This window comes from Bacillota bacterium (assembly GCA_030705925.1).
Classification (GTDB): domain Bacteria; phylum Bacillota; class Clostridia; order Oscillospirales; family Feifaniaceae; genus JAUZPM01.
In genome coordinates this window covers 14468-36651 of record JAUZPM010000001.1, presented here as the reverse complement: position 1 = coordinate 36651, position 22184 = coordinate 14468, and the positions used below count along the sequence as shown (strand labels likewise).

Annotated in this window: 18 protein-coding genes and 1 tRNA gene; 7 read left to right on the top strand and 12 right to left on the bottom strand. The window is 38.7% G+C overall.

The window, feature by feature from the left end:
* Positions 1–30: 30 nt before the first annotated feature.
* A complete protein-coding gene (locus tag Q8865_00195) occupies positions 31–1422 on the bottom strand; it encodes an MATE family efflux transporter (protein ID MDP4151846.1) in 1392 nt (463 codons plus the stop codon).
* A gap of 177 nt (positions 1423–1599) precedes the next feature.
* On the opposite strand from Q8865_00195, the gene nifJ reads away from it, so the two are divergent.
* Positions 1600–5112 carry a pyruvate:ferredoxin (flavodoxin) oxidoreductase gene (gene nifJ / locus Q8865_00190; protein ID MDP4151845.1) on the top strand — a complete coding sequence of 1171 codons (3513 nt, stop codon included), beginning with the start codon at positions 1600–1602 and terminating at the stop codon, positions 5110–5112.
* A 172-nt stretch (positions 5113–5284) separates the two neighbouring features.
* Here the strand turns inward: nifJ and Q8865_00185 are convergent, their stop codons facing one another.
* Both Q8865_00185 and Q8865_00180 read right to left on the bottom strand, forming a co-directional pair.
* Positions 5285–5449, bottom strand: a complete 165-nt coding sequence (locus tag Q8865_00185) for a hypothetical protein (GenBank protein ID MDP4151844.1) — start codon at positions 5447–5449, stop codon at positions 5285–5287.
* Positions 5427–5585 carry a DUF3787 domain-containing protein gene (locus Q8865_00180; protein ID MDP4151843.1) on the bottom strand — a complete coding sequence of 53 codons (159 nt, stop codon included), beginning with the start codon at positions 5583–5585 and terminating at the stop codon, positions 5427–5429. Before Q8865_00180 ends, Q8865_00185 begins: the two co-directional genes overlap by 23 nt.
* Before the next feature lie 94 nt (positions 5586–5679).
* Between Q8865_00180 and Q8865_00175 the strand changes: the two genes are divergently transcribed.
* The 3 genes from Q8865_00175 (at position 5680) to Q8865_00165 (ending at position 7490) form a co-directional block, all read left to right on the top strand.
* Positions 5680–5898: a hypothetical protein gene (locus tag Q8865_00175; protein ID MDP4151842.1), complete on the top strand. Its 219-nt coding sequence runs from the start codon at positions 5680–5682 to the stop codon at positions 5896–5898.
* A 16-nt stretch (positions 5899–5914) separates the two neighbouring features.
* Positions 5915–6214, top strand: a complete 300-nt coding sequence (locus Q8865_00170) for a spore coat protein (protein MDP4151841.1) — start codon at positions 5915–5917, stop codon at positions 6212–6214.
* A gap of 610 nt (positions 6215–6824) precedes the next feature.
* On the top strand, positions 6825–7490 hold the full coding sequence (locus tag Q8865_00165) for a DUF421 domain-containing protein (GenBank protein ID MDP4151840.1): 666 nt from the start codon (positions 6825–6827) through the stop codon (positions 7488–7490).
* 82 nt (positions 7491–7572) lie between these two features.
* Here Q8865_00165 and Q8865_00160 read toward each other — a convergent pair whose 3' ends face one another.
* From Q8865_00160 to Q8865_00125, 8 genes are all read right to left on the bottom strand, one after another.
* Positions 7573–8868 carry a UDP-N-acetylglucosamine 1-carboxyvinyltransferase gene (locus tag Q8865_00160; protein MDP4151839.1) on the bottom strand — a complete coding sequence of 432 codons (1296 nt, stop codon included), beginning with the start codon at positions 8866–8868 and terminating at the stop codon, positions 7573–7575.
* 88 nt (positions 8869–8956) lie between these two features.
* The gene (locus Q8865_00155) at positions 8957–9736 is read right to left on the bottom strand and encodes a hypothetical protein (GenBank protein ID MDP4151838.1); all 780 of its coding nucleotides are present in this window, start codon (positions 9734–9736) and stop codon (positions 8957–8959) included.
* Positions 9737–9770: 34 nt separating this feature from the next.
* The gene (locus Q8865_00150) at positions 9771–11183 is read right to left on the bottom strand and encodes a hypothetical protein (GenBank protein ID MDP4151837.1); all 1413 of its coding nucleotides are present in this window, start codon (positions 11181–11183) and stop codon (positions 9771–9773) included.
* A complete protein-coding gene (locus Q8865_00145) occupies positions 11170–12948 on the bottom strand; it encodes an ATP-binding protein (GenBank protein MDP4151836.1) in 1779 nt (592 codons plus the stop codon). The genes Q8865_00150 and Q8865_00145 overlap by 14 nt, the downstream gene beginning before the upstream one ends.
* 12 nt (positions 12949–12960) lie before the next feature.
* Positions 12961–13656: a winged helix-turn-helix domain-containing protein gene (locus tag Q8865_00140; GenBank protein ID MDP4151835.1), complete on the bottom strand. Its 696-nt coding sequence runs from the start codon at positions 13654–13656 to the stop codon at positions 12961–12963.
* A gap of 83 nt (positions 13657–13739) precedes the next feature.
* On the bottom strand, positions 13740–15392 hold the full coding sequence (locus Q8865_00135) for a peptidoglycan DD-metalloendopeptidase family protein (protein ID MDP4151834.1): 1653 nt from the start codon (positions 15390–15392) through the stop codon (positions 13740–13742).
* Positions 15393–15560: 168 nt separating this feature from the next.
* Positions 15561–15818 carry a hypothetical protein gene (locus Q8865_00130; GenBank protein ID MDP4151833.1) on the bottom strand — a complete coding sequence of 86 codons (258 nt, stop codon included), beginning with the start codon at positions 15816–15818 and terminating at the stop codon, positions 15561–15563.
* Positions 15819–15899: 81 nt separating this feature from the next.
* Positions 15900–15975: transfer RNA gene (locus tag Q8865_00125), tRNA-Val, on the bottom strand.
* Between the two features lie 229 nt (positions 15976–16204).
* On the opposite strand from Q8865_00125, the gene Q8865_00120 reads away from it, so the two are divergent.
* Entirely contained in the window at positions 16205–17815 is a 1611-nt protein-coding gene (locus Q8865_00120) for a CTP synthase (protein MDP4151832.1), read from the top strand.
* Here Q8865_00120 and Q8865_00115 read toward each other — a convergent pair.
* The gene (locus Q8865_00115; protein ID MDP4151831.1) at positions 17807–18070 is read right to left on the bottom strand and encodes a hypothetical protein; all 264 of its coding nucleotides are present in this window, start codon (positions 18068–18070) and stop codon (positions 17807–17809) included. The two genes, Q8865_00120 and Q8865_00115, sit on opposite strands and share 9 nt — an antisense overlap.
* A gap of 47 nt (positions 18071–18117) precedes the next feature.
* Here Q8865_00115 and Q8865_00110 point away from each other — a divergent pair, with 47 nt between their 5' ends.
* Both Q8865_00110 and Q8865_00105 read left to right on the top strand, forming a co-directional pair.
* Positions 18118–21009, top strand: coding sequence for a family 10 glycosylhydrolase (locus Q8865_00110; GenBank protein ID MDP4151830.1), 2892 nt, complete (start codon positions 18118–18120; stop codon positions 21007–21009).
* Positions 21010–21119: 110 nt separating this feature from the next.
* Positions 21120–22148 carry a DUF975 family protein gene (locus Q8865_00105; protein MDP4151829.1) on the top strand — a complete coding sequence of 343 codons (1029 nt, stop codon included), beginning with the start codon at positions 21120–21122 and terminating at the stop codon, positions 22146–22148.
* Positions 22149–22184: the final 36 nt, after the last annotated feature.

The window sequence follows — 22184 nt, the reverse complement described above, 5'->3', positions numbered from 1 at the left end:
GTGCGTTTCCGAGTGGAAACGCACTTTTTATTAATCAATAACATGATGTTTGTACCACTTATCGCCATGCAAACGCAAATTAAAAATTACTGCACGGACGCACCATTCTAAGTTCATGGCAAGCCATATACCTATGATACCAAGCGGCGTCATAATTCCAAGTATATATCCAAGCACAACACGAACAAACCACATAGAAAGCATTGATGCAATTGACGTAAATCTTGAATCTCCTGCGGCTCGCAACGCTGAAGGGGTGATAAAACTGAAGGACCATATTGTGATTTGAAAAATCGAAAGGATTAATACGATAATAAAAATCGTATGAACGATCTGCTCTGGAGGGTTGTAAAGCGAAACTAGAGGTTTAAAAAGACTGAATATGATCGCTGCCGTTAAAACAAATGATGCAGAAGATAAAAATATAAATGAATGTGTAAATTTTTTGGAATCACGGATATTACGACGTCCCATGCATTGTCCGACAACCGTGATTAAAGTAAGTGAGAAAGAATTTCCGGTGATTTGGTATAGGCTGGAGATCGATCCACTTATAGCATTGGCAGCGAGTGCATATGTACCTAGCCTTACAACAAAAGTCTGAGTTAGAATTTTACCGCCGTTGAAAAATAATTGTTCCGCTGCAAAAGGAATACCCACATAATAAATTCTTTTAAGCATGGTCCAGTTGAAATGCAGAGCATCTTGTATATGAAAGTTAACCTGAGTTTTTAAAAGCGAAATATATAAAAGCGCTAATATTCCTCCTGTATATCTTGCAATATTAAGAGATATCACCATTCCAAGAACGCCCATATGAAACGTATTTATAAATAAGACATTAAGCAGCATATAAGCAAAATTCATATACAAGGATAGGATAAGTGAGGATTTTGTTTCTCCAACTCCTCTAAGCGCTCCGCATACTGCTTCTTCAGTTGCGATTCCGCAATAAGAAAGGCTGCATCCGATTAAGTAAATCCTTGCATTGCTGAATACATCTGCTTCCGCACGCCCAAAAAGCATAGTCAATACAGAACCATGAAATACAATTGCAACTACTGATAAAGTAAACGCAAGTATAAATACTGATGATATACTTCCGGCAGCGGCTTTCGAGACCATTTTGTTATTCTCAGTTCCCTTATACTGAGCGACTACAACGGTTCCGCCCGTTGAGAGTGCAACAAAAATACTTACAAGAAAAATATTAAGGGAATCGACCATACTTACCGCACTGATTGCGGCAACTCCGGAAGAACTTATCATTGCAGTGTTTAAAATGTTCAGCCCGAATATAAATGCCTGATCGACCAAAATGGGAAGAAAGATGGAAAATATTTTTTGGTATTCAATGGATTCACCTGAAAGGTGCTTATCAAGAAAGCCCTTAAATAGAGAGGGCTGTTCAGTTTCTATCATTTATTCACAACTCTTTGAAATTAAAGTTCTTTAAATTATAACATAATCACCGGGCACACACAATTGCTTGGACTACTAAAAAAATAAGCAATAAATGTTATGAAACGATGGTTTTTTATAAATTATATTAAATATACAAATAATAGAAAAGGAACATATAATTCAGGGGGGTTAATATTGTCTAAAAAAGTTACCGTAGATGGAAATCAGGCGGCAGCTGAGGCCGCTTATGCTTTTACTGAGGTTGCCGCAATTTATCCGATAACGCCATCATCGCCGATGGCGGAAATAACAGACGAGTGGTCAGCAAAAGGTAAAACAAATTTGTTCGGGCAGAGGGTAAGGGTTGTTGAAATGCAATCAGAAGCCGGAGCTGCTGGTGCAATGCATGGGTCGCTTGAAGCTGGGGCACTTACAACGACGTATACTGCTTCACAGGGACTGCTTCTTATGATACCGAATATTTATAAAATGGTTGGCGAACTTTTGCCGGGAGTGCTTCATGTATCGGCAAGAGCTTTAGCAACGCATGCATTATCTATTTTCGGGGATCATCAAGACGTAATGGCTTGCAGGCAAACGGGGGCGCCTATGCTTGCGTCGTCAAGTGTTCAGGAGGTCATGGATCTCGCGTGTGTAGCTCACCTTTCAGCAATTACTTCAAAGCTTCCTTTTATACATTTTTTCGATGGATTCAGGACGTCGCATGAATACCACAATATAGAGCAGATAGAATATAGCGATCTTGCTAAAATAATTGACAAAGAAGCAATAAAAGAATTCAGAAACAGGGCTTTAAATCCGGCGCACCCGTTAGTTAAAGGTACCGCGCAGAACCCTGATATATATTTTCAGGGGAGAGAGGCTCAGAACAAGTATTTTGATAAAGTGCCAAAGATAGTTTCCGACTATATGTCTAAGATAGGAAAAATCACAGGCAGGAAGTATAAGCCGTTCGATTTTTACGGAGATATAAATGCAGAGTATGTGATCGTTGCAATGGGTTCGGTATGCGACACAATAAAGGAAAGTGTAGATTTTTTAACGAAAAAGGGTGAAAAAACAGGACTTCTTCAAGTAAGGCTTTACAGACCATTTTCTTCTGAATATTTCTTTAAAGTTTTACCTCCGTCAGTTAAAAAGATAGCTGTGCTGGACAGAACTAAAGAACCAGGAGCGCCCGGTGAACCGTTGTATCTTGACGTATGCAATATTTATAACGGTGCCCAAAATCCGCCTGTAATAATCGGGGGCAGGTATGGGCTCGGATCTAAGGATACGACACCAAATCAGATTTTAGCCGTATTCAATAATTTGATGGACGAAAAGCCTAAAAACGGTTTTACCATTGGAATTGTGGATGATGTGACAAACACATCGCTTCCGGATGACGACTCTTATAAGTCGCCTGATAACGGAACTGTCAGGTGCAAATTCTGGGGGCTCGGATCTGATGGAACTGTAGGAGCGAATAAGCTTGCCTGTAAAATAATCGGTGAGCATACCGATCTAAATGTGCAGGCATATTTCTCATATGATAGCAAGAAATCCGGCGGAACGACGATTTCACATTTGAGATTTGGAAAAAGCCCGATAAGATCCCCTTATCTTGTTCATGATGCTGACTACATCGCATGTCATAATAAGTCCTTTTTAAATCACTATGATTTATTACAGGGACTTAGACCGGGCGGCACATTTGTTTTAAACTGTGATTTTCCAGTCGATGCTTTAGATTTTAAAATACCGGCTGACCTTAAAAAGTATATTGCAAAAAACAATATAGAGTTTTATATAATTGATGCGGAAAAGATAGCCTCTGAAATTGGGCTTGGCAATAGAATCAATATGATCATGCAGTCGGCATTTTTTAAGCTTGCCAAAATCATACCGCTTGATGATGCCGTTAGATTTCTTAAAGATTCTGTTCAAAAGCAGTATGGTCGCAAAGGTCAGAATATAGTCGATATGAACAATAAGGCAATCGATCAGGGTATCGATGCTTTAGTTAAAATAGACGTTCCGAAGGACTGGAAAAATGCAAAAGAAAAGCCGGAGGAACCAAAGGATGAGCCGGACTTTGTAAAAATAATACAGACGGTTATGGCAAGAAACGAAGGCGACAGTCTGCCTGTTAGTGCGTTTAATGGAATGGAAGACGGCGCATTTCCTCTGGGCACCACCGCTTATGAGAAAAGAGGGATTGCACCAACAATCCCCGAATGGCAGATTGACAAGTGTATTCAGTGCGGAAGATGCTCTTATATTTGTCCGCATGCCACTATACGTCCATTTTTGCTTAATGAGGATGAACTGGACAGAGCGCCCGAAACTTTCAAAACTAAAAACGCGTCAGGAAAGGGGCTTGAGTTTTACGGATTCAGAATCCAAGTCAGCCCATATGACTGCACAGGCTGTGGAAACTGTGCTGACATTTGTCCGGCAAAAGACAAGGCTCTTATCATGAAACCAGCTATTCAGGAAATGAAAAATGAATATAAAAACTGGGAATTTGCAATGACTCTATCAGAAAAACCGAGTTTGATGGAAAAAGACACAGTAAAGGGAAGCCAATTCCGCCGTCCGCTTTTGGAGTTTAACGGAGCCTGTCCGGGCTGCGGTGAAACGCCATATATTAAGCTTCTTACCCAGCTTTTCGGTGAACGTATGATGATTGCGAATGCCACGGGTTGTTCATCGATATGGGGCGCTAGCGCACCTTCTATCGCATACACTACCAATGCAAACGGAAGAGGACCCGCATGGGCAAATTCGCTGTTTGAGGATAATGCTGAATATGGTTACGGCATGTATATCGGAGTAAAACAGATAAGAGAAAGACTTGGAGAACTTATAAGGCAGGCAGTTGAACAGGATAATATAGACGAGAGTATCAAGAATCTTTTTGACGGCTGGCTTATAAACAGTAATGACGGTGACGAGTCCGCGCATTATGCAAGGGAAATCAGCTATGCTTTAGAAAAAATGGATTTATCTGAAAACCCGATACTTTCGGAAATTTATGAGAAAAGAGATTATCTCGAAAAGAGATCGGTATGGATGGTCGGAGGCGACGGCTGGGCATATGATATCGGTTATGGAGGCGTTGACCAAGTCTTATCAACAGGCGACGACGTAAATATATTTGTCATGGATACTGAGGTCTATTCAAATACAGGAGGTCAGGCGTCAAAATCTACGCCTGCAGGAGCTGTTGCTAAATTTGCCTTCAATGGTAAACTTGCGAGGAAAAAAGATTTGGGTATGATGGCAATGACCTACGGAAATGTATATGTAGCTCAGATTGCAATGGGAGCAAATATGAATCAAACAATAAAAGCGATAATTGATGCTGAGAGCTATAACGGGCCGTCACTTATTATTGCTTATTCACCGTGCATCAGCCATGGTATCAAGACGGGAATGGCGTCAAGCATGCATGAAGAGAAAAAAGCTGTGGATGCCGGCTATTGGCATTTATACCGCTTTGACCCGCGCTTTAAAGACAAACCGTTCCACCTTGATTCTAAAGATCCCATAATGCCGTATAGAGACTTTTTAAACGGCGAAATCCGCTATGCTCAGTTAATTAACACATTCCCTGATAAGGCAGATATGCTTTTCAATATCTCAGAAGAGCAGGCTAAAGAGCGTTATCAGACTTATAAGAGACTTTCAAATGATAAGTAATAAAACAGGGCATTTGCCCTGTTTTTCAGACGTTCGAAAAAGTACGCGCACCGCAAAAGCGATTATATTTATGTGGTAAGGCAAAATGAGTACCGGGTCTTTAAACGTGATCGTAAGGTTAAGGTTTGTAAACGCAAATGGCGTGAGTGCCCCCGTACCGGGGCACTTTTGCTTACTTCAGAGCAGCCGCCCTGCTGTATCTGCATACAGCGACGAGCGCCTGTTCTTCGTCTGCCTGTCCTTTTCGAGCGTCTGTCAGCTTATCGGAAAGCATAGTTTTTCGATAAGCTGTAAAACAGGGAATACGCCCTGTTTTATTTTTCGTTTTCGTCGACATATTCTTTTGCGTTTACTGCCTGTATGTTGTTTGGTTCCGCAACGTTAGAAACTGGTTTGCTTTCCTCAATATTTGACCATGCGGCAGTCTTTTGATTCTCTATCGGTTTTTTTGATTTTCTAAAAATATTTCTCATAAAATCATACCCCTTTTATTTATATTTTCTTCTTTAAAGTAAATAATATTAAAGGTATAAATGACAAAAAAGTTACGTTAATCCATTAAAGGAGGTGTTTATTTTGGATACAACTAAAATTACTCCACATGAGACTGTTAACCTTCACGAAATTTTATCTTTTAAGAACACATGCGCAGTAAAGTCGTCAACAATGCAGTCACTTATAAACGATCAGGAGCTTAAAGGACTTGCAAACCAAGACGTTACAACAACAGCAAGACAAATGCAGGAAATAATAGGTGTAATAAAGTCAACTTCAACAACATTATAATGAAAGGAGTTAAATAATGAACAAAGTACTTGAAAATTTAACCGGCGTAGATAAACTGACCGATCAGGTAATTGCATCGGATATGCTGATATTTGCTAAAACAGGAGTAACGACATATGCAAAAGCTATTACAGAAGCCGCAACTCCTGCTGTCAGAAATGTTTTAAAGAAACAGCTTGATGAAGCAATCTCTTATCAGGAGCAGCTAAGTTCATATATGATGAAAAAGGGCTGGTATAATGCTTACGATATGAATGCTCAGATAAATGCTGATTTGACCCAGTCACAATATGTGATGGAGCAGATCAAAAAATAAACCAATTGTAAAAAACGGATACGAAAAAAGCCTTCAGTTGCATGACTGCAATTGAAGGTTTTCTCATGTCAGCATTATAGCTCTTAGATTTTATGATTATATATTTGTGTTAATATATGGAAGTATGGCTTTCCAAATAAAGATAAGCCGAAGTATAAGTCATAACTTTATAGGCGATTATTCCGCATATAATAAAAATAACAACATTTATTATTACACTTATTGTGGCTATTGGTTTTTTATGATTAAGGAAATACCATAAACAGCCGCCGGAAATCAAAAAAATAATTATAAGTATGATACTTGGCTTAATATTTGAGAACTGCAGCCAACTCGTAAAAATGCCGATAAGTGCCGAAACAAATAAGAACATAACAACCTTGAGCGGATATTGGAGCTTTGTCATTACATCACCTAGTTTTACTTATTTGTTAAAGTATATCACATTTTACCATAGTAGTTAATATATTAGTAAGACGATTCGCCAGCCCAAAACGGCGGGTCGTTTTTATTTTTAGAAAGCGGGAGATTTTGAAAGACCACATATTTCATTACATATAGAAAAAAATTTTTTAGATACTATAATTAATGAGTTAAACGGAGAGAATGTATGAAATTAATTCTAAATGTAATAATTGTATATATTACTTTACTAATACTGACAAGAATTTTAGGAAAAAAACAGCTGAATCAATTAACCTACTTCAATTATATAACTGGGATAACAATGGGCACTATTGCCGCCGATGTTATGAGAGTCCAAAATAATAAAATTGCCAATTTTCTTATTTTGGTTTTTTGGAGTTTCTTAACTTTAATTACCGGCCTGATTAATTTAAAATCCGGTAAATTTAGGACTTTCGTTGATGGGAAACCCACTATCGTAGTGGGTAAAGGCAAGGTATTAAGAAAAGCACTTCAAAAAAACAGGCTCAATATGGACGATCTTACAATGATGCTTAGAGAAAATAACATATTTTCAATCACTGAAGTTGAGTATGCGATATTAGAGCCAGACGGAAAACTTAGTGTAATGAAAAAGCCTCAAAAACAGCAAATTACCAAGGAAGATATGAAGGTGCCTACTTCGGCTATTAATTGCATCCCATGTGAGATAATTACCGACGGCAATATCATACACAGAAACCTAAAAGAGCTAAATCTAAATGAGGCTTGGCTGAATGATCAGCTTAAACAGCAGAACATTAATTCAGCAAAAGAAGTATTCTATGCCGAGATTCAAACTGATGGGAGCTTATTTATAGAAAAATATTGATATGGATAAAATGAAAAGCCTAGTATATAAAGCAAAAAGCACTCAGCTTGAAAAAAGCAGAGTGCTTATAATTTTGATTTATTTAATTAGCTTGACCGAATAATGCGCCATCAGGGATACTAATTTTTCGTATGTCAGCGCCGATATCACGAAGTTTTTCAATGAACTCCTCGTAGCCACGTTCAATATGATATATGTCTTCAACCTCAGTTACACCTTCGGCTGTAAGAGCTGCCATTACAAGAGCAGCACCCGCTCGAAGATCGCAAGCTTTGACAGGAGCAGGACTAAAATGAGCGACTCCCTCGAATACGGCAAGTTTTCCATCAACGGAAATCATTGCGCCCATTCTTTTTAACTCGTCAACATACTTATATCTATTATCAAAAACGTTTTCTGTTAGTATACTTGTCCCTGTTGCAAGCGAAAGCAAGACACCAAATTGCGGCTGCATATCTGTTGGAAAGCCAGGGTAAGGCATTGTTTTAATATTAATACGATTGAGTCTATTATCGCCCTTTATAACGACGACACTTTCGTCTTTTTCGATTACCTCGACGCCCATTTCAATAAGCTTTGCAGTAATTGATTCAAGATGTTTAGGAATTACATTTTTAATTTCAACATTACCGCCTGTTGCAGCAACGAGAGCCATGTATGTTCCCGCCTCAATCTGATCAGGAATTATAGAATACTGCCCGCCATGTAAATATTCAACGCCGCGGATTTTGATAGTATCAGTTCCAGCACCCATAATGTTAGCGCCGCAAGCATTCAGAAAGTTTGCAAGATCAACGATATGCGGTTCCTTAGCGGCATTGTCAATTATTGTTGTTCCCTTGGCGCGTACAGCAGCAAGCATAATATTCATAGTTGCGCCAACAGAAACAAGATCCATATAAATCATGCTGCCCGTAAGTCCGTTATCGGCTTTTGCGGTTATTATTCCGCCGGGTTCAACGGTCACCTTAGCTCCGAGCGCCTCGAATCCCTTAATATGCTGGTCAATCGGGCGAACCCCAAAGTTGCATCCGCCAGGCATTGCCACCTGTGCTTCATTAAACCGACCAAGCATAGAACCAATAAAATAATATGATGCTCTCATTTTACGAACCATATCATAGGGAGGCGGTGTATTCCGAATATGTGTAGTGTCTATCTCAATAGAATTTTTATTAATCATTTTAACAGAAGCACCCATTTTGTAGAGCATTTCCGTTATATACTGTACATCACTTATATTAGGTATGTTATCAATGCGAACAGGGCCTTCAATCAAAACGGTAGCAGGTAATATTGCGACAGCAGCATTTTTAGCGCCGCTGATGTTTATTTCACCGTAAAGCTTTTTGCCGCCGTGAATTACATACTTATCCAATATGTTCACCATCCGAAAAAAATCAATTTAAAGTCGCTTTGACTATTTTAACACGAAATTGTATTCCTGTACAGTGTTTTTATTCCTTTTAATCGATTGTATGGAAAACTGAAGATGATAAATCATAGTAACATTTTGTCCCGTTTTTTAATACAAACAGATAAGAAGGAGCGAGCTGAGCATTCTTAAAAGCTGAGCTTCCTGAAGGCATGTAAACGAGCTCGATTGATTGTATATTACTTATTTCCTGTTTATCTAAAGAATCGCCGCGCGCAATGCTAAATAATACATTAATTGCATCCGGAAGCGATTGCTTTTTTTCAGACATTTGCTGTGAAACAATCCATGTTCCTTGTGCCTCTAATACAATATTACCCGAGATTTTAAATTTTACACCTCCATATACAGGTATTCCGTTAATAAGCTGTTCGGCTTCTGCCTGCGTTCCATCACTGGAAATATTTTTTATCTTAAATTCATTTTCTTTAACTCCAAACAATTTAAAAAAAGTTTGTATTGAACTAGATGGCGATTTTGCAGCAGTGCCCTGCCCATTATTCTTGTATTGAAAATTTAACCCTGATACTGTAAAACTGCTGTTTTGGTAAGCGGCACAAACGTTATTCCCCATTTTTTGAAGTGTTTCATCTGCGTTATAAATTACAACTGGAACGTTAGGCTTTTTTAAGGGAATTACAGATGGGTCTACAGAAATACCCAACTTTGAGAGAGCTGAAGATGAGTCGACAGCGTATTGTTCTGTAATATAATTTTGCTCATGGGATATCCTTTGAAGCTCTAAAAAAAGCAGTATATTTATTACTGCTAAGAATATTATTAAGATTGTTTTTATCCTTGACCATTGCATATAAAGTCCTACCTTTAACGTAAGTTAGGTAAATTTACTTTTTAAAATAAACTCTATAGTCTGGGATCATCTCTTTATCGCCGGTATCATTGTATTCGATGTCAGCAGTTAATACATCCTTATTAGGATGCGACAATCCCGCCAGTATAATAGCATTATCAATCTGCATTGGTGAGAATGCCGTCCCTGATTTCGCATAGGTTCGGAATGTGATGTCCGCCTCAGTGAAATAACCATCAGAGTATTTTATGCGGGCAGCGTAAGGATGGTCACCCGACAATTTAACCGGCATACCGTTTATAACATAATCAAAATCGATAACACAGGTGCCGCTTTCATCCTCAAAGTAAGCGTTTGAGAACCGCAGATCTGCATCTGAGCCGCCGGTAAGCCGTTTATCAAATGAATCTATAAGCTTATGTGCCGCTACAATTATATTCTGCAGGCTGTATCCATTTTCGCTCACTTCCTCGCCAAAAGTAGATAATGATAGACCACCCTCAGGCTGAGAAGTTGAAAATAATGCTCTTCCTTGTGGAGTAATGGTTATGCTGCTAAGATTTTCAACATAAATTACAGACCCGTTTTTTTCGGTATCACGTCTTACAGAATTGTAATTAAACCCAAAAATTTTGAGCACACTGCTAAGATACTGCGCGTTGAATGCTTTGTCAGTTTTATTGTAAATTATGTTTGAAGGAGTTGAAGGAGAGAGTGATAAAGTTCCTGCTTTATACGAAAGCAGCCATGGCGGAGTGTTGATTCCATTGAATTGCATGTCGCTGCTGATCATAGCAGGTGAAAATACTTGTGACGATGATGCATTGGTTAGATATTTATTATACTCCGTAAGTAGTTCTGAGTTTTTTGAAGAGAAAACATAAACGGAGTTGGTTTCTTCATTTTTTACATAGACAGATAATTTATTATTGGTTTCAGTTATAAAGCAATACCTGAAAAATAATCTTTTTACAGTTGAACGGCTGTTTTCAGATACTCTCATCACGATATCCAGAGATAAAGAGCGGCCGGTATCTATCAGAATACCTTTTTCAGTAATAAGGGTGGAAAAAGGTTTTTTGTAATCCTGTGCAGGGTTACTCTTAATTACTTTTGTAATAACGTTTTTTATTCCGCTGAACGCGTTTATTATGTTATCCCTATTGTAAGCGGCTGCAAAAACGCCTTCATTATTTCTTACTACAATAAATGACGGATAAATAAAGCGTTCTGTCGAATAGGTAATATCAGATGTAATTGATTCTTCTTTAAAAAAATCAGCAATACCCGGAAGCCCGATGCTTTGCAGAAGGGCACGGACGGAACTTTTAAAAGTGCCTTCCTGCACCATTCTGTCCACAATCATTATTCGAAGTGACATTGTAAGCATAGACAGGACAAGGAAAGTTAATATTATACTTTTTATGAACTCTTTAATCTTCCGCATACTGTACCTGTTCTTTAAACGGCATTTTTATCGTTACTGTCGTTCCGCTTCCAAACTTGCTGTCAATAGATATGGTTCCGCCGTGCTCAGTTATAATATCTTTTGCAATAGCAAGTCCCAGCCCTGTTCCGCCCATTTCGCGGGAACGTGCCTTATCTACACGGTAAAAACGCTCAAAAATTCGCGGCAGGTCTTCTGCTGGAATCCCTATGCCGTTATCTTTTATATCAAGTACTGCAAAATGGTCTTCTGACCTAATTGACATATCAATTAATCCGCCATCCGGAGTATATTTGATTGCATTAGATAATATATTGATTATTACCTGCTCGATTCGCTGTTTGTCGCCGAAAACAGGCAATATGTTTTCCTCATAAGAAAATGTAAGCTTTTGAGACCTTTTATGCGCTTCGATAAGCATTGCCTCATAAGCTGCGTTTGCGATATCTTTAATGTCCAGCTCGTCGAATCTCAAATCCATTTTCTTGTTGTCGAGTTTAGATAAAACAAGCAAATCTTTAACTATGCGGATCATACGATCAGCTTCATTTATAACAACACCGAGAAATTTCTGTTTTGATTCTATGGGCAGGTCTTCATTTTCCATCACAGTTTCCGTATAGCTTTTTACATTAGTAAGTGGGGTCCTAAGCTCATGCGATACATTTGCTATAAATTCACGCCGTGATGATTCTATCTTTTGTTGCTCGGTAATATCGTGCATGACGACGATGATACCCTGCTTATCACTGCCCATTGAAAAGCGTGCGAAATCACACTTAAAAGTTTTATCGTTAGCTGAAATTTCTTTGACGATTGTTCCTTTAGATGCTAATTTTTGAACTCTTTCATAATTTTCACCTGAAAGGGGAGTAAACATCTGATCAAACGTACTTTGATTTTCTATATATTCTCCGCCAAGCATTTGCAAGCACGAATTATTAATATGAAGCAATAATCCATCACCATCAAATGCGGCAACCCCGTCTGTCATATAAAGGAATATTGTCTGGAGCTTTCCTCGTTCCTCCTCAATATTATGAAGTGTATCTTCAAGAACTTTAGCCATATCATTGAAGGTAGACGCAAGAGTCCCTATTTCGTCTGATGAAGACACCTCTATTTTATACGAAAAATCACCATCAGCGATTTTTGATGCGCCCCGAGTTATGCTTCGTATAGGATTAGTAATTGTTCTTGCGAGGAAAAAGCTTAAGATGACGGCAATCAGCATGGCTAGGAATACGGTTTCGACTATAATAACCACAATGACCCAGGTAAGTTCACGAGTTTCCTGTTTTGAATCCTTAATGTAAATAATATATTTAGTACCGTCCTTGGCGACTATCGGCATTGCATAGTCCATCATATTGGCAGCCACTGAAATCGTATTATGAGGATTGCCGCTGATTGCCGCGGCAAGGTTTGGGGTAATCTCAAGGCTTTGACCAAGTTCTGAATTTGAGCCAGCCAAAAAGCGGCCGTCTGCTGATAAAATATAAAAATTACGATATGTATCTATTCCAAGGCGTGAAGAATATAGTGACAGTTTTTTTTCGAGGCTGTCAACCGGAGAATCACCGGAAGCAGTCTCCTGTAAAGAAGCTGTCATTGAACTGCTGAAAAATGTATCCAGTTGTTTTAGAAAGTCCGTGTGAAAAAAGGATGTAACGGAATTTACGAGAACAATGCCCACCACTGCCATAGAAGATATTATAAGAAGCACCAGGATAAGCACCAGTTTGCGCTGCAATCCTCTTGTCATCTTTAATACTCCTTAAAAATCGAAATAGTATCCAACGCCTCTTTTGGTTTTTATAAAGTCAGGATCTGAACTGTCTCTTTCAATCTTCTCTCGGATCCTTCTTACCATTACGTCAACTGCACGTAAATCACCATAGAATCCTTCATATCCCCAGACTTGTTCCATAAGCTGTTCTCTTGAATATACTTTGCCCAAGTGTTCTGCAAGGAATAAAAGAAGTGCGAATTCTTTATTTGAAAGTTCCACCTGTTCGTTGTTCTTAAATACTGTGAAATGGCTTTTATCTATGCGAAGGTTGCGGAAAGTCAGCATACCCTCATTACTATCCGCTTTCATAAACGAACTGCGGCGAAGATTGGCTCTCACGCGTGCTATAAGCTCCTTCATGCTGAATGGTTTGGTTATATAATCATCCGCCCCGAGTTCAAGACCTGTGATTTTATCCATTTCCTCTTCGCGCGCTGTAAGCATAATAACAGGCGTAGTCAGTTTTTGGCGGACACGTCGCAGGACTTCCCATCCATCAAGTTTTGGAAGCATTACGTCAAGAAGGATTAAGTCGCACCCACTGTCAATTGCTTTGTCAAATCCATCTTCACCGTCGTAAGATATGAGCGTATCGAATCCTTCTTTATTAAGATTAAATTCCAAAATATCTGCAATGGTTTTTTCATCTTCTATGATTAATATTTTAAATCTTTTTTCCATATTTCACCTCAAAACCCTGCATTATATTATTATACACAAATTCAATTTAAAATAAAAGAGGACTTAAAATAAGTCCTCCATATTTAGTTAAGATAATTTAATGGATTTTGAGGCTGTCCGTTGACACGAACCTCAAAATGCAGATGTGGCCCGGTACTGTTTCCTGTTGTCCCAACCTTTGCGATAATTTCACCCTTTGCAACTTTTTGTCCCTCCTGAACAAGAAGAACACTACAATGTGCGTAGTAAGTTTCATAACCATTTCCGTGTGATATTTTAACTAACAGTCCGTACCCCCCGCTGCGCCCAGCAAATACAACCGTTCCGCCGTCTGCTGCCGCAATCGGAGTTCCTCTTGAACAAGCAAGGTCAAGACCAGTGTGGAAAGATGCCCCGCGGCTTACCCCAAACCTGGAGCTTACGTAACCGCCTACAGGATACCGAAGAGAACCAGTGGCAGTTTTTTTGGGCAATTCTTTCGATCCCCATAGCTCAACTTGATTAACAGGATTAGATATGACCTCGCGGCTTAATCTCTGGCGGGTCACTTCAACTCCATCAACGATAAACAGTTCCTCTGTAACCCTTGCTGTGCCTTCCTGACCTGAAACAGAAACTTTCGACTGAGACGTATAAAGTTCATTGGTTTTTTTCTTTTCGACTGTATAGGGAATGGACTCGTCGTGTTGAAGCTTTCGGACGATTTTCACCGATAATAACGGAACAGATTTTGAAACTTTAAGTTCTGTTCCTTCACGCATAACATTTGGATTAACGTTTGGATTCAGAGCCTGCAAATCGTTAACAGTCATACCAACCTGTTTTGCAATTGAAAGGAGCATGTCCCCTTTTTTTACGGTATACGTCTGAGCTCTTACGACCTGTGAATTCAATATTCCGCTTATCTCATTGGCTGTTTTAATCATTTTTACAGGAACAGTGCTCTTTTCAACTTTTACATCCTGAATAAATTCAATATTTTCTTCAACAGCGTCTTTATTTTTATATTGCTCAACCACAGCCTGAAGCTGGTCATTTAATACTTTTTCATCATTATTAGCTGCAATAAGCTGACCATCTACATATAGACCATAAGCATCCGTAATTATATCGCTTGCCTTGGAAAGTAATGTATTCTCAAGGTTCGATTCATTTTTAAACTGCTCTTTATTAGTTAAGGAGACTTGGAAAACGGGCTGAACGTCGCATTTATATGTTTCGCCGCTAACAGATGAAACATAATTTTCGACTTTCCTCAGGACTTCCTGATACTGGTTTTGGTCTTTTACCGCTGCGACCTCTTTATTGTCGATTAATACTTTCAGACCCATTGTATAGTCTTTTGCAGATGTAATAAGTGTGAAGAAAACAACAGATGCAATAACTGGTGCTGTATAATATACAGCGTGGGCAATTATATACTTTTTAATTTTGCTTTTCTCGTCATTTGTCAGCGGAAAAGTAAACTGTGTAATTTCGTGACCTGTCATTACCTTAAAGGCAAAGGCTGAGAATCGCTTGCGAAAACTGTTGACTTTTAATAATAAACTGAAAAATACGGGTTTTACTTTTCTAATATAGGGTAAACTTGTTTTCGAGGTAAAATCATAAGACTTATGCAAAATATGAAGTATTTCCTCAAAAAGAAGCTCAAACGATGTACGTACGAAATCTCCGATATGATAAATAAATTGTATTATTATTAAAAATAAACGTTTTAATTTGCGTTCCTCCACGAATTCAACTCCTTTCGCGTAGGATTTATTTAAAAAAAACTACCATTTATGATACTCCAAAACGGTAAAAATGTCAACTTTGCCTAAAGAATGTTAACATTTTACTAACAATTAAAGCATATATGCCAAAATTACTTATATTTACCCACAATATATAGAAATAAGTTATTATTCTTTTGAAGCTGTTTGCCGAGCTGCAGCTATTGTCATCATTTCTGCGCCGATGGCGGCAATTAAGTTACCGTATAGATTAAGCTGATCGGCAGTCATGCTTTTTGCCAATGCTATCGCGATAGAAGCCGAAATTAAAGGAATTTCATCTAAACAATTATTCGTATGATCACCCCTGTATAGTATATGCTTTTTAGCTGACAGGGTTATTATTGCATTTTTTGTAAACAGAATTGAAAAGAAAATGTCGTACAAGTGTCTCACACACGAAATTATTGTAATTGTAAATAAAAAAGCCCTGTATCCCGCTCTTCAGGCTTACAAGGCTTTTTACAATGGTGGACACTAAGGGACTCGAACCCCTGACCACTCGCACGTCAAGCGAGTGCTCTACCAGCTGAGCTAAGTGTCCGTCGTGGATGACATTATACACTGTTTTCACGAAAAACGCAACCCCAATTTTAAGATTTTAAATTACTATTTTTTCTTATTAAGGGTTGAAATCGTTAAAAAATGCCGTATAATTAATATGTATTGTAAATAATTTGTTATAAACACGGCGTTAAGAAGCTGTAAAAAAAAACCCTTCTTACGCTGTATTTTTTTGTGAAATTTTAAAAATCAAGCGGGGTAATTCAAACATGGCGACAAAGTATATTTTTGTAACTGGCGGCGTTGTATCAGGCCTTGGAAAAGGCATAACCGCAGCGTCTCTTGGACGGCTTCTTAAAGCTAGAGGCCTTAAGGTTCTTATGCAAAAATTCGATCCTTATATAAATGTTGATCCGGGAACGATGAGCCCTTATCAGCATGGTGAGGTATTTGTAACAGAAGACGGTGCGGAATGCGATCTTGATCTTGGTCATTATGAGCGCTTTATTGATGAAAACTTAAGCGCTAATTGTAACGTTACGACTGGCAAAGTATACTGGTCAGTTCTCAATAAAGAGAGAACAGGGGTTTTCCTTGGAGGGACCGTTCAAGTTATCCCACATATTACTAATGAAATTAAAGAACGCGTTTATAAAATGGCAAAAAAGGGCGTTGATGTGGTAATAACCGAAATTGGAGGAACGGTGGGAGATATTGAATCTTTGCCTTTCCTTGAATCAATCAGACAGGTTGCATCTGAAGTGGGTAAAAACAACTGTCTTTTTATCCATGTTACTTTGATGCCTTATATATCGGGATCTAATGAACTCAAATCAAAACCAACTCAGCATAGCGTTAAGGAGCTTTTATCTATTGGCATTCAGCCGGATATTATCGTATGCAGAACAGATATTCCAATGGATTGTGAAATAAGAAAAAAAGTCGCATTGTTTTGTAATGTAAGCCCTGATGCTGTTATTGAAAATTCCACAGAAAAGATTTTATATGGTGTTCCTTTGATGCTTGCCCGGCAGGGACTCGACAAGGTTGTTTGCAAAAAACTGCGTTTAAAGGCACCGGAACCTGATCTTACTGAATGGCTAGCTATGATAGACAGGATAGAGAAGTGCGATAAACTTGTAAAAATAGCATTAGTCGGAAAATACGTCGAACTGCAGGATGCTTATCTTTCTGTTGCCGAGGCACTTAGACATGGCGGGTTCGAGAACGGTGCCAGAATTGATATAAAATGGGTTCAAAGTGAAGAGGTTACAAGAGAAAATGTCATTCAGATGATCGGTGACTGCGACGGGGTGATTGTTCCCGGAGGGTTCGGAGACCGTGGCATACAGGGTAAAATTGAAGCAATAAGATATGCAAGGGAACAGAAGGTTCCGCTGTTTGGGATTTGCCTTGGAATGCAGCTTTCTGTAATTGAATATTCCCGCGATGTTTTAGGATATACTGATGCTGATTCAAGCGAATTTTCACCAAAAGGCAAACATAATGTAATTGACCTCATGGATGAACAGAGAAAGGTTACGAAAAAAGGCGGCACGATGAGACTTGGAAGATATCCATGTGTGCTGAGTCCTGGCTTCGCAAGAGAAGCATACGGTGTAAATGAAATAGGCGAGCGCCACAGACACCGTTTTGAATTCAATAACAAGTATCGCGAAGAGCTTAGTTCGGCAGGGCTAAAGATTACGGGTATGTCACCTGACGGAAAACTCGTGGAGATAATCGAACTTGACAAAAAAGATCATCCGTGGTTTGTAGGCGTACAGTTCCATCCTGAGTTTAAATCTAGACCTAATAAAGCCCATCCGCTTTTCAGGGAATTCATTAAAGCGTCATTAGCTCAGCATCAATCAAGATAATAAAGACGCATGAAAAGGACAGGCGCTCGTCGCTGTATGCAAATACAGCAGGGCGCCTGTTCTGAAGTAAGCAAAAGTGCCCCGGTATGGGACGACTAGCCATTTTGCGTTTACAATTGTAACCTGAAGACCGCGTTTAAAAATCTGATACATCAATTTTGTCTTATCAACTATATGTAATTTTCGGCAGTCTATAGCGGTATTTCGTTTGAAATGCCGCTTTTTTACTGATAATATTATTAATTTCACAAGCATATAAATAGTAAGGCAGCGTAAATATCAAATTATTAAAGGAGATTAAAATGTTGAGCGAGAAGGCAAGGGCACTTTTGGCTTTAACATTGTCAGTATTACTGCTGACGGGGATATTAACGAGTCTTCCTATTATGAAACAGGAGGCACAAGCGTCAAAATCATATTTTACCGGCGTTTGGGTGGCGACAGTTCAGAATATAAACTTTCCTTCAAAACAAGGTTTATCTGTAGATGAAATGAAAAAGGAAATAATACATATCCTTGATACCGCTAAAGATACAGGGATTAATGCCGTATTTTTTCAGGTTAGGCCATCTGCCGACGCACTTTATAAATCGGATATTTTTCCATGGTCTGTATATTTGACAGGAAAACAGGGAGAAGCGCCTGACAACGGTTTCGACCCACTCAAATATGCTTGTGATGAAGCTAAAAAAAGAGATATTGAGATTCATGCGTGGATAAATCCTTACCGCGTGACCTCTGCCTCAGGTATGAAACTGTCTGATCTGTGTGAGACTAGTCCTGCACGTAAAAATCCGAATCTTGTCCGCGAATTTGCAGATGGGAAGCTCTATTTTGACCCAGGCGATCCAGCTTCTACGCAGCTTGTTATTGATGGCGTAAGAGAAATTGTTAAAAACTATGACGTAGCCGGAATACATTTCGATGATTACTTTTACCCGTATTCTTCGAAGAGCGATTTTAATGATTCGGACACATACCAGAAATATGGCGGCGGGCTGTCAAAAGCGGACTGGCGGCGCAAGAATATTAATGAGTTAATTGAGAGAACTAATAGAGAAATCAAAAGAATCAAGCCGTCTGTTAAGTTTGGAGTGTCACCTCCGGGTGTTTGGGCAAATAAAAAGGATAATCCACTTGGAAGCGATACAAGCGGATATGAAAGTTATAATCAGAGTTTTGCAGATTCAAGAAAATGGGTCAAAGATCACAGCGTCGATTATATAATACCGCAAATATACTGGCCAATCGGTGATAAAAACTGTGACTATCAAAAACTCGTTAACTGGTGGAGCGATACGGTTAAGGATACCGGCGTCGACCTTTACATAGGGCATGCGGCTTATAAGGTTGGAGGGGATACCGCCCCGCAGTGGAAGGATGCAGATGAACTTTCTAAAGAAATATCAGTAAATAAAACACGCCCTGAAGTTAAGGGCAGTGTATTTTACGGCTATTCAAGTATATCTGATAACGTATTGGGGATAAAGGATAGCTTAGAGAGCTTGTTTAGAGATTCAAGTCCTATCCGTGACCTCGCTTTTAGTTATCCCAAAAGTGGGTCGTCAGTTTCATCTTCAAAAAGTTATGTAATCGGTTCTTCCGATCCTAGAGCACCTCTTTATTTAAATGGAAAGGAAGTTCAAAGGACAAAAAGCGGATATTTTGAAGCTTATTTGGATCTAAAAACGGGAAATAATACCTACCAGTTTACTTATAACGGGAAGCAATATAGTTACTGTTTAAAGCGAAATGGCGCAAAACAAGCGGATAGCTACCAGATGAGCACCCTTGGATTTAAACCTGGTTCGCTGTCTCCTTCTTCTAATCAATATCTGAACGTTGGGGAATATCTTACCTTAAGTTGTATCGCGCCTAAAGGGGCAATTGTCGCGGCAAAGCTTTCGGAGACAATTTCTATCCTAAAAGAGGGAGATGCAGTGCCGTCCGGAGGCATGGCGCTTGCAAGGTATTCTTCTTCTTTTAAGATACCACGGACAAGCATTGCCGGCACAAAGAGCCTGGGTAAACCCGTATTTATGGTGTCAAATGATGCAGGATCCTTCTCAGAACAAGCGGATGGCGAAGTTTTCGCAGTTAATCTTTCGCAAACGCTACATGGAACTATACTAAAAAATGACACCATCATGAGAACCACGAATTCTGGCTCTGCTGACAGAATCACTCCACTTGCTAAGAATGTTACGGATTATATCGTGGATGAGTCACCGGACTTTTATAAGTTACGCTATGGTGGCTGGACTTTGAAGGAAAACGTTAAAGTGCATGACAAAAAGCTTAAGGATAACAGCATTTCTAGTATTTATGAAAAAAGAAAAGCCAATTCAACTGAAATCATATGGAAGATGCCGGTTCATGCCCCTTATAAAATAGAAACCGGAAGCAGTTATTTTAAGATTACATTTTATAATACTACGGGCAAAAAAGCATTTAATATATCAAAAGAAAATGAGTTGTTTTCAAGTATAACCTATTCACAGAGCGGAAATAACGCTATTTATACATTGGACCTCAAAAATGCAGATGGGTTATATGGATATAAGATAAACTGCGCATCAGGAAAAACTATAATAGCATTTAAGAATCCGCCTAAACTTAAAAACGGATTAAAACCGCTTTTGGGCAAAACTGTTGTCATTGATGCGGGACACGGTGGCTCTGACTGCGGCGCTTTAGGGCCGGAAGGGGAACTTGGAAGGAATGAGAAAAATCTCAATTATTCCGTTGCGGATGAAGTTAAGAGTCAACTTGAATCACTTGGCGCAAAGGTAATTATGACTCGATCGGGAGATGATGATGTGACTTTAAATGAACGTGTTGCACTTACACGTAAGACAAATCCTGATTTATTCGTTTCGATACACCATAATTCTCTCGACAGCAGTGTAGATATCAAGAATTATTCAGGGATAATTACTCTTTATAGTGAAGATTTTTCAAAAGCTTTTGCTGATATTATGCAAAAAAGTTTGATTGATACAGTTGGACGAAAAGATGGCGGGGTTCGTTTTCAGGGACTTGCTGTTTGCCGGGTGACTGAATGTCCATCAATATTGATAGAGATGGGCTATATTTCAAATCCATACGAGTTTGAGGATCTTTCAAATACTGATATAATTAAACTTCAGGCTCAGGGGATAGCAAATGGCGTAAAAGATTATTTAAATAAGTAAGAAAAAATAAATTAGAAAGCTTTTTTAATCTCAGGATTGATATATTTCATAATATTTAGTAAAATATATAATAGGAAATTTTTATGAAAAACATAAAGGGGCGTGTTTAAATGGACAAAAGCACCATCCGCAGAAATATAAAAGCTAATGCCAAACTTATGTTGAAAAATAATTTAGGAACAGCAATTTTAGTGTTATTTATCCCAATGCTTGTATATTTAGGACTGAGCATGTTTATACAGGGGATTCTAACTGCAGTTTTTGGGGTACAAAGTAATGACTTAAATTTCAACACGTTTAACAACCACAACTATGTTTTTGGCGACGGAACAGAGGTTCCAGCTATAATCGCGGCCGTTTTACTTACTCTTATTTGCCTTCTTATTTTCATACCTCTTATTTTTGGTATTACAAGCTGGTTTGTTTCGCTAAGCGAGGGCAAGAAAAAGAGCCTGGGGACAATTTTCGATTGGTTTTCAAGTTTTGATCATTTTATTAAAAGCGTATTGTTGATGCTTAATGTATTTGTTCGTTATTTAATTTATTCATTGCCGGTCATGATTTTATTCGGGGGGATGGCTGCATTAGAATACCTTGGACCAAACTATGTGAATTTCAATTATGTTGCAATTATGGCGCCTTTGGATATTCTGTATTTTGCGGCTGCTTTTGCCTTAAATATATTCTTACTTCGTTATTCCCTTGTAACATATTTGTGTGTAAGATTTCCGGAAAAGAAGATAAATGAAATTATTAAAGACAGTGTACGGCTTATGAAGGGGCACAAATGGGAATTTTTCGTTTTCTCGTTATCTTTTATTTTATGGATGTTGCTTGGCTTTCTTACATGCGGACTAGCATTATTATGGGTACTTCCATATATGAGCGGTGCAAGCATCATATTTTGCAATTATGTGTATGATGTCGGAACTCAGCCTGATTTCGAAAACGGGTATGATCAAAATCCGAACGCTAATAACAACTTTAACGGCAGTTCACAGATGTATACTCCATCCGCTCCCGAAACAAATAATGAACCCAGTCAGCCGTCACAGGATACTCAGGATGATTTTAACCAAGCTTCAGATCAAGGTCAGCAAGAACAGAAACAAGACGATGACAGACCTGAAAGTTTATAATAAAAAACGCTGTTCCCCGTCTGGTGATCCTGACGG

What these genes read in the sequence shown, in the direction of transcription:
- Q8865_00170 (MDP4151841.1), top strand. Translation starts at nt 5,915, where the DNA reads ATGAACAAAGTACTTGAAAATTTAACCGGCGTAGATAAACTGACCGAT.
- Q8865_00165 (MDP4151840.1), top strand. Translation starts at nt 6,825, where the DNA reads ATGAAATTAATTCTAAATGTAATAATTGTATATATTACTTTACTAATA.
- Q8865_00150 (MDP4151837.1), bottom strand. Translation starts at nt 11,183, where the DNA reads ATGCGGAAGATTAAAGAGTTCATAAAAAGTATAATATTAACTTTCCTT.
- Q8865_00155 (MDP4151838.1), bottom strand. Translation starts at nt 9,736, where the DNA reads ATGCAATGGTCAAGGATAAAAACAATCTTAATAATATTCTTAGCAGTA.
- Q8865_00110 (MDP4151830.1), top strand. Translation starts at nt 18,118, where the DNA reads ATGTTGAGCGAGAAGGCAAGGGCACTTTTGGCTTTAACATTGTCAGTA.
- Q8865_00180 (MDP4151843.1), bottom strand. Translation starts at nt 5,585, where the DNA reads ATGAGAAATATTTTTAGAAAATCAAAAAAACCGATAGAGAATCAAAAG.
- Q8865_00140 (MDP4151835.1), bottom strand. Translation starts at nt 13,656, where the DNA reads ATGGAAAAAAGATTTAAAATATTAATCATAGAAGATGAAAAAACCATT.
- Q8865_00120 (MDP4151832.1), top strand. Translation starts at nt 16,205, where the DNA reads ATGGCGACAAAGTATATTTTTGTAACTGGCGGCGTTGTATCAGGCCTT.
- Q8865_00195 (MDP4151846.1), bottom strand. Translation starts at nt 1,422, where the DNA reads ATGATAGAAACTGAACAGCCCTCTCTATTTAAGGGCTTTCTTGATAAG.
- Q8865_00105 (MDP4151829.1), top strand. Translation starts at nt 21,120, where the DNA reads ATGGACAAAAGCACCATCCGCAGAAATATAAAAGCTAATGCCAAACTT.
- Q8865_00115 (MDP4151831.1), bottom strand. Translation starts at nt 18,070, where the DNA reads ATGCTTGTGAAATTAATAATATTATCAGTAAAAAAGCGGCATTTCAAA.
- Q8865_00145 (MDP4151836.1), bottom strand. Translation starts at nt 12,948, where the DNA reads ATGACAAGAGGATTGCAGCGCAAACTGGTGCTTATCCTGGTGCTTCTT.
- Q8865_00185 (MDP4151844.1), bottom strand. Translation starts at nt 5,449, where the DNA reads ATGTCGACGAAAACGAAAAATAAAACAGGGCGTATTCCCTGTTTTACA.